Origin of the sequence: Cytobacillus sp. FSL W7-1323, assembly GCF_038595015.1 — a bacterium.
Taxonomy (GTDB): domain Bacteria; phylum Bacillota; class Bacilli; order Bacillales; family Cytobacillaceae; genus Cytobacillus; species Cytobacillus kochii.
This window is the reverse complement of the sequence record NZ_CP151998.1, coordinates 41,046-53,383: the sequence shown is the minus strand read 5'-3', so window position 1 is coordinate 53,383 and position 12,338 is coordinate 41,046. Positions and strand designations below refer to the sequence as shown.

12 protein-coding genes are annotated in these 12,338 nt (G+C 36.9%); 1 reads left to right on the top strand and 11 read right to left on the bottom strand.

Translation table 11 applies throughout. The features are described from left to right. Positions 1-4: 4 nt before the first annotated feature. From purR to metG, 10 genes are all read right to left on the bottom strand, one after another. Positions 5-826: a pur operon repressor gene (purR, locus tag MKX67_RS00265; RefSeq protein ID WP_095371287.1), complete on the bottom strand. Its 822-nt coding sequence runs from the start codon at positions 824-826 to the stop codon at positions 5-7. 64 nt (positions 827-890) lie between these two features. After that, positions 891-1,760 carry a 4-(cytidine 5'-diphospho)-2-C-methyl-D-erythritol kinase gene (ispE, locus tag MKX67_RS00260; RefSeq protein ID WP_095371288.1) on the bottom strand — a complete coding sequence of 290 codons (870 nt, stop codon included), beginning with the start codon at positions 1,758-1,760 and terminating at the stop codon, positions 891-893. A gap of 621 nt (positions 1,761-2,381) precedes the next feature. Continuing rightward, on the bottom strand, positions 2,382-2,555 hold the full coding sequence (locus tag MKX67_RS00255) for a small, acid-soluble spore protein, alpha/beta type (RefSeq protein WP_095371289.1): 174 nt from the start codon (positions 2,553-2,555) through the stop codon (positions 2,382-2,384). 147 nt (positions 2,556-2,702) lie between these two features. Next, entirely contained in the window at positions 2,703-2,966 is a 264-nt protein-coding gene (locus tag MKX67_RS00250) for a Veg family protein (RefSeq protein WP_095371290.1), read from the bottom strand. A 271-nt stretch (positions 2,967-3,237) separates the two neighbouring features. Further along, entirely contained in the window at positions 3,238-4,146 is a 909-nt protein-coding gene (gene yabG / locus MKX67_RS00245) for a sporulation peptidase YabG (RefSeq protein ID WP_095371291.1), read from the bottom strand. Positions 4,147-4,348: 202 nt separating this feature from the next. After that, complete coding sequence (gene rsmA, locus MKX67_RS00240) at positions 4,349-5,230, bottom strand: 16S rRNA (adenine(1518)-N(6)/adenine(1519)-N(6))-dimethyltransferase RsmA (RefSeq protein ID WP_095371292.1); 882 nt, start codon at positions 5,228-5,230, stop codon at positions 4,349-4,351. Next, complete coding sequence (gene rnmV / locus MKX67_RS00235) at positions 5,223-5,783, bottom strand: ribonuclease M5 (protein WP_095371293.1); 561 nt, start codon at positions 5,781-5,783, stop codon at positions 5,223-5,225. Before rnmV ends, rsmA begins: the two co-directional genes overlap by 8 nt. A gap of 246 nt (positions 5,784-6,029) precedes the next feature. Further along, positions 6,030-7,232 (bottom strand): G5 and 3D domain-containing protein, encoded by a 1,203-nt coding sequence (locus tag MKX67_RS00230; RefSeq protein WP_095371294.1) that lies wholly within the window; start codon positions 7,230-7,232, stop codon positions 6,030-6,032. A 444-nt stretch (positions 7,233-7,676) separates the two neighbouring features. Then, a complete protein-coding gene (locus MKX67_RS00225; RefSeq protein ID WP_095371295.1) occupies positions 7,677-8,444 on the bottom strand; it encodes a TatD family hydrolase in 768 nt (255 codons plus the stop codon). 205 nt (positions 8,445-8,649) lie between these two features. Beyond that, entirely contained in the window at positions 8,650-10,611 is a 1,962-nt protein-coding gene (gene metG, locus MKX67_RS00220) for a methionine--tRNA ligase (RefSeq protein WP_095371296.1), read from the bottom strand. A 518-nt stretch (positions 10,612-11,129) separates the two neighbouring features. Here metG and MKX67_RS00215 point away from each other — a divergent pair. Then, positions 11,130-11,420, top strand: coding sequence for an AbrB/MazE/SpoVT family DNA-binding domain-containing protein (locus MKX67_RS00215; RefSeq protein ID WP_180317054.1), 291 nt, complete (start codon positions 11,130-11,132; stop codon positions 11,418-11,420). A 38-nt stretch (positions 11,421-11,458) separates the two neighbouring features. Here MKX67_RS00215 and rsmI read toward each other — a convergent pair whose 3' ends face one another. Next, positions 11,459-12,334: a 16S rRNA (cytidine(1402)-2'-O)-methyltransferase gene (gene rsmI / locus MKX67_RS00210; RefSeq protein ID WP_322910618.1), complete on the bottom strand. Its 876-nt coding sequence runs from the start codon at positions 12,332-12,334 to the stop codon at positions 11,459-11,461. Positions 12,335-12,338 lie beyond the last annotated feature (4 nt).

The following is a 12,338-nucleotide window of genomic DNA, read 5'->3' as shown; positions in this document are numbered from 1 at the left end:
CTACTTAATTCCTTTTGAAGTAGTTTCCTTCAGTTACATTAATACGTTTTTCTCTCACATCTACATCTGCTAACTGGACGAGAGATACATACTCATCAACTAAACGTTCATCTGCATTTTCTGATTCTACTAAGACAGCAATTCCAGCTAGTGTAGCTTTAAATTCATCTAGCATACTAATCATGCCATTAATTGTGCCGCCGGCCTTCATAAAATCATCAACAATAAGTACTTTCGAACCTTCTTCTAAACTTCTTTTAGAAAGAACCATTGTCTGAATCCTTTTCGCAGACCCTGATACATAGTTAATGCTGACTGTAGATCCCTCTGTCACTCTACTATCTCTTCTGGCAATGACAACAGGAACATTAAGATAATTAGCGACTGCATAGGCAAGCGCAATTCCCTTTGTTGCAACTGTCATGACCATATCAATATTTTTATTAATATAAGCCGATGCAATTAACTTACCGCATTTTTGTACAATCATAGGGTCACCTAAAATATCAGTCATATAAAGGTAACCGCCCGGCAAGAGGCGATCAGGACTTGCAATTAACTCACATAGTTCTGCAATGATCGGTTTCGCTTCTTCATCTCGTACCTTCACCTGATATCTCACGCCACCCGCTGCCCCTGGAACTGTTTCTAATGTGCCTATTCCGCGAAGCTCAAAAGTGTCTTTTATTATCGCTAAATCTTCGCTAATTGATGATTTAGCTGAACCATATCTTTCTGAGAAAAAGGTTAAGGATACCAATTGTCTTGGATGCTCTAAAAGATAATGTGTCATATCAATTAGACGTTCACTACGACGAAATTTCATGATTGGCCCTCCTTTTAATTAAAAACCGAATATTATAACGATAATATAACATTATTATACGTCTTTAATCAAGTTTATGCTGTTCTCCAAGGAGTCTAACCGCAAAAACTTGGTCACAAAATCCTCTTAGACCATTATAAATGCGGTGCATACGAGAATCATGCTGTGCTAAACCAAATACAGTCGGGCCACTACCACTCATTAAGACTGCATCAGCACCAAATCTCTGCATCTGTTCCTTAATCTGGTTAACCTCTGGATGCATTTTTAACGTCACACTTTCAAGGACATTAGACAAATGTGCGCAAACATCGCTATAAGACTGATCTTCAATGGCCTTAATCATTGCTAAGGTTTGCGGATGTTTAATTCCCTGCTTATTTAAGCGGCGATACACCTCAGCAGTCGAAACACCGATAAAAGGTTTGGCTAAAATCACCCAGCAAGTTGGTGGAGCTGGTAAAGCTTGAATAAGCTCTCCTCTACCTGTAGCAAGGGCTGTCCCTCCATAAACGCAAAAAGATACATCAGAGCCGATTTCTGCACCGATTTCCGCTAACTCATCAATCGTTAACCCTAATTGCCACAGCTTGTTCAAGCCTCTTAACGCGGCCGCTGCGTCACTGCTTCCCCCAGCTAATCCCGCAGCAACAGGAATCACTTTTTCAATCGCAATACTAACCCCTTGCTTCACATTAAACCTGTTCTTTAGCAAATGTGCTGCCTGATAAGCTAAGTTCCTATGGTCATCTGGAACAAAGCGATTATGTGAAACAATTTTTATCTCATCTTTATCCAATAACGTTAATTCAAGACGATCTGCCAAATCAATGGTTGTCATAATCATTTCTACTTCATGATAACCATCCTCTCGTTTACCGAGGACATCTAGTGATAAATTGATTTTAGCAGGAGCCTTTACTAAAAGTTTCAAACTCTCCACCTACTTTACAAATTTCAGGACGACTCCATTTTTTGTCCTATTTTACCACAAAACGAGAAAAGTAAGACGTATGCAATAATATTATTCAATATTAAGATTAATTTTTTGACATTAGCCTGGGAACAATCAGCATTTTCACGATGAAAAATAAGTAATCGCAAAACGAAATAAAGTAAACTAAGTACTTATGCCCAAGCGGTCTTTGTTATGTACAAGCTGTGTATAACGATTGTAAGAAACAGATTAAAAGGGCGCTCGTCTTACAAATCAGGGGTGACTCTTGATTCGAATTTCCGGGCGATCGTTTTTGTAACCAACATGAAGTATAGCTTTCTGGATCGATTTTATCCGCACCCGGACTAAACTTCTGAAGTTTGTTTTTTTGATTGGGCTTCTTTTGCCCTAATCTAACTCGATTTCACCTAACCATATCTCCTTTGTTCACCTTCCTGATTCCTGACTTTCGTTCGCCTACGCGTTTGATATTAAATACTTTCCTTCCAGAGAGTTTAAGCATAAAAAAATACTCCTCCATAGGTAGCCAGATATTTGTCTACCTATAGGGGAGCATTAGCCTGATTTCGTATTTGTTTCTCTAAAAAACACAATGAATTATTTTGTCTGATAGGATGCTAAGGCTTTTTCTACTGCTCTTTTCACCATATTGCCAGCATCCTTAGAAGTAATACCGCCCCAGCCTTCTTGTTGAACGGTGTCATAAAAGCCTAATTCTTTAGCGAGTTCTTCTTTCATTCCTTCTGACATGATTCGCCTTCTTCTGCTCATCTTGGAATCACTCCTTATTCATTGCTACTCATAGCTTTCCTCAGAAGTATTTTTTTCATAAAGGTAATTACTAGTAGTTGTTTTAACCTTTCTAAAACACAAAAAAGCAGCAAATTGGCTTGCCGCTTTTGTTGATGTTATATAAGGTTAGCTTAAAGCAACTTGTCCTGATGTGTCTTCATAGAAAGTAATTTGAACCGTTTCTGTTAAAACATCCGCATAGCTGTAAGATACGCGTTCAAATGCATTTTCATCTTGATCTAACTCGATGACAAATACAGATGGATACGTTTCAGCTAAAACGCCAGACCGTTCAATTGTCTTTCTGCGTCCGCCATTAGCCTTGAGCATTAGCCTTTTACCAAGATTTGAATCAAGTGCCTTTTTGATATCCAATAATGTTTTTCCCATTCGGTCCACCTCACTATAAAAAGTATACCACTTTACCACAATTAAGTCAAGTAAAATTATTAATTATATCAATAAACAAAAACAGTTGCAACACATTTCGTTCTACTTTTTTTGCTAATTTTCTACATTCCTAACATTCCCCATCTTTTAGGAAATTATGTAAAATTATTGAGAATCTTATTTTTCCTCATAAAAAAGAAGCCCTACCAACATTGGCAAGCCCCTCTAACATCCCCTTATTTTATCATTTTCCCAAAAGGTAAACTCTCTTTTAAAATGACCCAAACGGATCAATAGATTGTTCTTCCTCTTCCTCATAATGGAACGGCATACCCGTCCTAAGCACACCTTTTGTTTCCACCCCACCTAAGCCTCTTTCACCAGATAATGTATTTCTTAACACGTCCCAAACACGAATATGCTCATTGTAAGGTGTAAAACTAATCTTACTTACAATATATACGGGATCTAGCGCATGAATGTTTACTCTAGAAGGAGAACTAGCAAAATTAGCTCCAGCATGAATCAGGGATTCAAAGTGAGATTGACAAGCTCCAGCAAAGATGACAAGTTGATCTAAATGAGGAACCTTCTTCCTCGCTTCTTTCACCGTTTGCACAAAATGCTTAGAATGGCGGTATGCCTCTATATCTGACTTACTACCCTTTGCCTTTGTATATGCGTCATGGCCAGTAATAACTAAAATATCCGGTCGATAATAATCAACTAACTCCCCAATAACACGAGGCATATCTTTTTCACTTAAGTGTAGTCCAGTAACTGGAATACCGATTTTCTCATAAACCGTTAAACATTTCTTTAAATAACCTGGATCACCATCAAGATGTAATACCTTCCCGGGCAATTGAAAATAATTAGCTGCTTTACTATATCCCTCTGTTACTGTATATTCTCTTTTCTCTTGCAATAGATGAACATCTTGACGGAATAATTCAAGAGATTGCTCTTCAAGTGTGCGGAATTCCTGCATAATTCTTCGCTGATCAGACTGACTCATGATGATAAGATCCTCATAAGGAGCATCTGCAATGAGCCTTATATCTTCTCCATATAATACCGCCATCCTTTTCCCATCATGCTCTCTTATGTCAATAACGCGGAACATAATATCACAATGATAGGAAACCCTCCCAACGATATCCATTAATTTTATAGTCACTGTCGTCACTCCATTTTGGGCCATTTCCCTGAGTCTGTTTCTTTAGTTAAATTATGCGCCAATGCTTGGACCTGTGCTTCTCTATAGCGCCTCTTCACCGTACAAGGAAAAATTGCAAATCCCAAAAGCCAAATAAAAAACGGACTAAACACTTTTAATAAAGTCATTAGTCCGGTTCATATGTGCTAATACCTAATAGATGTTATGAACTGAAGTGAGGTAGTAATGCGTCAGCCAAACGAGCGAATTCTTCTAACCCTAACGTTTCTCCTCTTCTCGTTGGTTCAACCCCCGCTTGATTTAGTGCCTGTAAAATGAACTCTTTTCTTTCTTTCCCCTTCTCTAACTGACTCGTTAAATTATTGAGGATGGTTTTTCTCCTTTGAGCAAAGCTTGCTCTTGTTACTTTAAAGAAGAAGGCTTCATCTTGGACTTTCACTGCTGGTTGATCTAATTTTGTTAAGCGGATAACAGCAGAATCAACATTCGGTTGAGGAATGAAGACAGACTTAGGAACAATCATAACAGTCTCTGCTTTTGTATAATATTGAATTGCAATCGAAAGGGAGCCATAGCTTTTAGAGCCAGGACTCGCAGAAATACGTTCTGCGACCTCCTTTTGCAACATACATACAATACCTCTAATCGGGAGCTGATCCTCTAATAACTTCATAATAATTGGCGTAGTGACATAGTAAGGTAAATTAGCAACTACCATTAAATCATCGATATTTGCGAATTCTTGTTGTATCGCTGAAACGATATCAGCCTTTAGCACATCTTCATTAATAACTTTTACATTCGGATATGGCTCAAGTGTATCTGCCAATATTGGTAATAGTCGGTGATCAATTTCAAAAGCTAAAACCTTCTCACTTCTCTTAGCTAATTGCTCAGTTAATGCTCCAATACCAGGACCAATTTCAATTGCACCAGACTTGGATGTTAATTCAGCATGATCCACAATTCGATTTAATATATTCGTGTCTATTAAGAAGTTTTGACCTAAACTCTTTTTAAACGAAAAGCCATGCTTCTCTAAAATTGCTTTCGTTCTTATCGGTGTGGCAATATCCTTATTCATAACCAAGCTCCTTGTCCATTTTAGCTACCGCTGCCAAAAAGTCTTTCTTTGTAATTTGAAACATTGTTAAACGTTTATAAAGTTGCTTGCCATTGGCATAACCTATCTTTAAAATCTTGCCTAGCTCTTCACGGCGCTTCTTTGCGTCACTGCCACCAATTAAGCCTGCGTCCATTAAATCAGCCTGCGTCACTTCAGACACAGCCTCCTCTGTCATGACATAGGCATGGGAGAGCGCCTCTCGTATTACCTCAACAGAAGCATGCTCTACACCTACACCTTTACCATGCTTAGCTATCGCAAATTGTTTATCAATAAAAGCGTGCTTGCATTGTGGGACATGCTTTGTAATCGTATGTCTAATTTTCTCACCAGGAAAATCAGGATCTGTTAAAACAATAACACCTCTCGTTTTTTGCGCCAGTTTTATTTTTTCTAATGTCTCAAAATTTATGGCTGAGCCATTTGTTTCAATTGTATCGGCATCTAATGCCTTTTTAATCGCGACAGTATCGTCCTTACCCTCTACCACGATAATCTCTTTTATTTTCATCTTAACACCTATCCGTTCACTAAAAACTTCCAATTTATACTTATTCAGCAAACTTATTTTAAATAGAATGAATTATTTGCAAAAAAAGTGAAACATTTCTGTAATGTTAATCGTCTAAATATATATAATGATAGTACAGCAAGATTGCATGCATTTTATTATATATGAAACATCCTACGAAAGAAAATGCAAATAATTATAACAGAAAAAGAGCAGAGGATGAATTCCCCTGCTTACAAACACCATCTAATTAAGCACACGTATTTTCACTTGCTTACGTCCCCAACGATAAGCATCAGATTTACTGGAGAAAAATACGTCAATCTTATTCCCTTTAATAGCAGATCCCGTATCGGAAGCTACAGCGTAACCATAACCTTCCACATATACTTTTGTCCCTAAAGGAATAACGCTCGGATCTACCGCTATCACCTTTGCTCCCGGATTAGCTTTTAAATCTAATCCCGTCGCTGTGACACCTGAACAACCATTACAACCTGCAGTATAGGCAGTAGAGCTAACATACATTTCTTTGCCACTAGATTCATTATTCTCGCCGCGAGATGCCACTTTTGTAACTGGTTGAGATACTTTTGTTCCAACAGCAACTATATGATTTTTTGATTCTTTTACTTTTTCTTTACTAAGTAATTTACGAGAGATTTCTTTTCCATTTTCACGAGTAATTTCAAATTCTTTTTTCAAAAGACCCTCTTGACCTTTTTCAAGAACCTTTTCACTACCCTTTTTCAAGCTATCGTCTTTTTTAGTTACGACCGCATATTCAATTGGTTCTTCCACTACATCGGTGACCTTTTCAACTCTGATGACTTTTATTACGTCATTTTCTTTGACTGTCTCATCCAACTTTGGTTCAACACGATCTAATTTTCCTAGTTTAATATCTTGTTGCGATAAAAAGTCAGCGACCGTAGTCGAAGTTGACCACACTTCTTCGGTTTTATCATTCGCACCGTCTGCTAATTCAATTTTGAACGCGCGATCAATCTTGATGTCCATCTTACCTGTAATTTTATCACCTAATTTAGGCTTTATGGCATCATGTTTACTTAATTCAATATTCTCTTCATCTATCAGCTCTTGCACAGTATCAGCTGTTGTCCATATGACCTCGGAATCTTTTTTGTCGGTAATCTTCACCTGCACTGCAGGGTTCCAAACCACTTCCATATTGTCCTTAACGGCTTTATCTACCGAGGGGTACACATAGTCTTCTGAGCGTAATCCTATATCCATTTCGTCAAATATCTCTTGAATGGTTTTTGCGTGTGTATTTATTGTTTGTTCCTCACCATCTAATGTTAGAGCAACGGTTTTCTTTGTCATTTCAAAGATTAAAAAACCGCTAGCTGTAATCGTAACGATTAGACTAGCAAAGATAACTGCCCATTTTTTCTTGCTCAAAGACTTGGATAACAGGTTTTTCATGTAATTTATCACGATGAAAATTGCCTCCTTTTCTCTCGGAGTGATTATATAGACTATCTTGCTGACTGTCAACACTCACTATCTGATTTTTTGGAGGGAAAGATAAAACGGAACATCCCCAAGTATTCCTCTTCCCCTTATAAAGAGTTCAAGAAAAGAACGTTCACCTTATCATCCACACCCCCTAAAAATACTGAATCAATCGAGCATTTCAGAAGTCAGGCAAACTGATATACCTTCTATTCTCCGAAACACTCTTTTTTCCCTCTTTCCATACAAGAAAAAATTTTTTCTGCACGTACGCTCTATTATGCAGAAAAAGCATTTTTTTGCAAAGTGAGAGATATCGACATGGTTATCCTATGAGGACAGATTCCTGTGTAGAACTTTTTGGTATAAGAAAACATTTGGACAAGCTTCTATTATTTTTGACAATATTTGCTGTCAATTTATAGCGAATAATTTTTTTGCGTTTTCGGTTGTAATTGCTGCAACTTCTTCTACTGGAATGTTTTTAATTTCAGCAATTTGTTCACAGACCAACTTCACATAGCTTGGTTCATTACGTTTGCCACGGAATGGGTGCGGAGCTAAATATGGGCAATCTGTTTCGATCAACAATTTTTCTAATGGAATCTCTGCTGCCACTTCCTTTGGTTTTCTTGCATTTTTAAAAGTAACAGGGCCACCTAATGAAATATAAAAATTCATATCAATGCATTCTTTAGCTGTTTCAGGGCTTCCACTAAAACAATGCATAATCCCACCTACTTCAGCAGCATTTTCTTCTTTTAATATTTCTACGATATCAGCTGTTGCTTCACGGTTATGAATAATAATCGGTAATTTTACTTTTTTTGCCAATTGAATTTGTTGTCTAAACACATCTTTTTGCACATCTTTTGGTGACTTATCCCAATGGTAATCTAATCCCATTTCTCCGATTGCGACTACTTTTGGATGCTTCGATAATTCTTCTATCCAAATTAAATCTCCTTCAGTCATATCAATCGCATCAACCGGATGCCAACCAATGCTCGCATAAAGGAAATCATATTGTTCAATCAGTTCCATTGCTCTTTCAATTGTAGGTCTATCAAAACCAACAACGACCATTTTTTCAACCCCAGCTTCTCTTGCTCGCTTAATCACTTCTGCCAAATCCTCGTCATATTGCTCCGCATTTAAATGAACATGTGTATCAAATAGCATCCTCATTTCTCCTTTTTTATTATTATTTTAGAAAACTAACAACTATAATATTAAATAAACATCTTCCTTCTATATATATAGTTAACCTTAATAACTTTATTTAGATATATTATATAAAAATAAAAAACATAGAAATGCATCATCGTCTTTGTAACGGATCACATTTCTATGTTCTAAAAAACCTTCTGCTTCCATTAATCGGATATTATTTGACTCTCGCGCCTACTGGTAATGACTCTGCAATTGTAGCTAATGATAATGCGCCATCTTCACTTCCAGCAAGAATCATTCCCTCAGATAATTCTCCACGCAATTTAACAGGTTTAAGATTGGTTACACAAATAACTTTACGGCCAACTAAATCTTCTGGTTTGTAAAACTTTGCGATACCTGAAACAACTTGACGTTTTTCATAACCTAAATCCAATTGTAATTTTAATAACTTATCCGCTTTTTTGACTGGTTCAGCCTCTATAACTTGAGCAACACGTAAATCCACTTTCATGAAGTCATCAATCGTGATTTCCTCACTATCTGGTTTCGCTTGTACTTGCTTCTCTTCTTTTTCACCTTGAGGTGCACTACCCTGCATTTTTTGCTTAATATACTCAACCTCTTCACTAATTTCAAGACGAGGGAAAATAGGGTCGCCCTTTTGTACTTTTATACCTTCGCCAATTTTACCAAATGTCTCAATGCTCTCCCAAGAGATGAGCTCTTCTTTGTTTACATTTAACTGTGTAAAGATTTTCTCTGGTGTTCTAGTTAAGAACGGTTGTAATAGAACGGCGATTCTTCTTAACGATTCTGCTAAGTGGTACATCGTCGTTGCTAATTCCTCTTGTGTACTCTCCTCTTTCGCAAGCATCCATGGCTTTGTTTCATCAATATACTTATTCGTACGACTGACCAATTGCCATACAGCAGACAACGCAACTGAAAACTCCATGTTTTCCATTGCTTCTTCATATTTTCCAACTGTCTCTTTATTCATTTGTACAAGCGCTTGATCAAATTCACCGTTTGAACCACGATAAGTTGGAATTACGCCATCAAAGTACTTATTAATCATAGCCACTGTACGATTCAAGAGATTTCCTAAATCATTGGCTAAATCAAAATTAATACGCTCGATGAAACCTTCAGGTGTAAATACACCATCAGCGCCAAACGGCACTTCGCGCAATAAGTAGTAACGTAACGCATCTAAACCATAACGATCAATTAATGTGACTGGGTCTACTACATTACCTTTAGATTTAGACATCTTTCCATCCTTCATTAATAACCAACCATGAGCGAATACTTTCTTAGGTAATGGTAAGTCTAGTGCCATTAACATAATTGGCCAGTAAATAGTATGGAAGCGCACAATTTCTTTTCCGACTAAATGAACATCTGCAGGCCAGTACTTCAAATACTTACTATCATTATCTGAGCCATATCCTAATGCAGTAATATAGTTTGATAAGGCGTCAATCCATACATAAATGACATGCTTAGGATTACCAGGAACCGGAACACCCCAATCAAATGTTGTACGAGATACAGCTAAATCCTCTAACCCAGGTTTAATGAAGTTATTAATCATTTCATTTTTCCTAGACTCTGGTTGAATAAAAGAAGGGTTGTCTTCGTAATATTGTAGTAACCGATCAGCATATTTACTTACTTTAAAGAAATATGACTCCTCTTTCACACGATGAACCGGTCTCCCACAATCTGGACAGTTACCTTCAACTAATTGTGTTTCAGTAAAATACGATTCACAAGGCGTACAATACCAACCTTCATATTCCCCAAGATAAATATCACCTTGCTCTAATAATTGAGCAAAAATCTTCTCAACTACTTCTTTATGTCTTGTTTCTGTTGTACGAATGAAGTCATCATAAGAAATATCTAACTTTTTCCATAAGTCTTGGATACCACCAACGATTTCATCCACATAACTTTGGGGAGACACGCCTTTTTCTTCCGCTTTTTCTTGAATTTTTTGGCCATGCTCATCAGTACCCGTCAAATACATTACATCATAACCTCGTAGACGCTTATAACGTGCCATCGCATCACCAGCAACGGTCGTATAAGCATGTCCAATATGTAAATTTCCGCTCGGATAGTAAATTGGAGTGGTTAAATAAAAAGTCTTTAATTTTTCCTCCATGTTTATTTCCTCCTCATCTTAAAAAACCCGCCCTTATGACGAGTCTAATCTCTCATATCTGACCATATATTTATTGTTTCTTCTTTGCATGAAAAAAAGAATATATATGAGTCATCTTAGCCTCTATCTTCCTCAAAATATACCTAAAAACTTGAATTTGTGCAACATTTCCGAAGGGAGAAGCGATGGTTTTATTGCAATCTCCGTGTTTTTTCAAAAGCCATAATCAAATTAATCGTTCGACAAAAAATAGACAAATAGATGAAATTTGTCGAATTATGTCGTTTTGTCGAAACGAGGTATGTACGTCTACTGGAAATTGGGTGAGTTTTTATCCATGACTTTTCCATCATAAACGTTGATAAATCAATATTCCTCTTCATGTTAATAATTTCCACACAAAAATAAAATAAAGTAATTGACGATTATGGCAATGGTTGGTATTATAATATCAACAATGATTTTTGTCGAATAATGACGAAAAAGATAAATAATTAGATAGATGACTGGGAGGAGCAATTAATATGAAATCTACTGGTATTGTTCGTAAAGTTGATGAATTAGGTCGTGTAGTTATTCCAATTGAACTTAGACGTACTCTTGGTATTGCAGAGAAAGACGCATTAGAAATCTATGTGGATGATGAAAAAATCATCTTAAAAAAATATAAGCCAAACATGACTTGCCAAGTTACTGGTGAAGTATCCGATGATAACATCTCACTAGCTGGTGGAAAATTAATCCTTAGCAAAGATGGCGCTGAGCAATTAATTAAAGAAATCCAAAGCAATTTTGAACTAACTAAATAAATAAACAAAGAGACTCCTATTTGCGAGTCTCTATTTTTTTACGCTTCATCAATATGATAAATCTTGTATACCTCTCGTTTATTCATATCACGGTCTAGCGCTGTTTGTTTAATGGCATCCTTACTTTTCATACCTTTTTCTTCTATATAATAAGTAATTTGCTCTTCAATAGATAACCCTTCCCACCACTTACTTTCTTCTACTGGCTCTTTGCAACCCTCAATAATTAAACAAAATTCCCCGCGAATTTCAGATTGGCCTGCCCATTCTACTGCTTCTCTTATCGATCCTCTAATAAACTCTTCATACTTCTTTGTCAGCTCCCTACTCAAAACAATTGAACGATCGCCTAAGATATCTAACATGAGCTGTAAGCTTTCCTTCAACCTATGAGGAGATTCATATAGAATGATTGTAGAAGATACTTTTGAAAGCGTCTCTAACTCTGCCTTTTTCTGCTTCTTTTGCCGATTTAAAAAGCCATAAAAGAAAAATGGCTGTGTTGGTAGCCCCGAGGCAATCAATGCTGTAAGTGCAGCATTCGCACCAGGTAACGGGACAACAGTGAGCTTCTCTTCAATGGCACTAGTAACCAGTTCATATCCTGGATCAGAAATGGTTGGCATACCTGCATCACTCACAAGCGCAATTTTCTCTCCATCTTTCAACTTCGCAATTAATTTATACCCGCTACTCTCTTTATTATGCTCATGGTAACTAATAATGGGTGTCTCTATCTCAAAGTAGTTGCATAGTTTTTTTGTATTCCTAGTATCCTCTGCAGCAATCCAATCGGCTTCCTTTAATATTCTTAAGCTGCGATAGCTAATATCCTCTAGATTACCTATGGGTGTTGGCACTAAGTAGAGAATACCTTTTTCACTCTCCATATGGAAACTCTTCTGTTGTTGCATATTA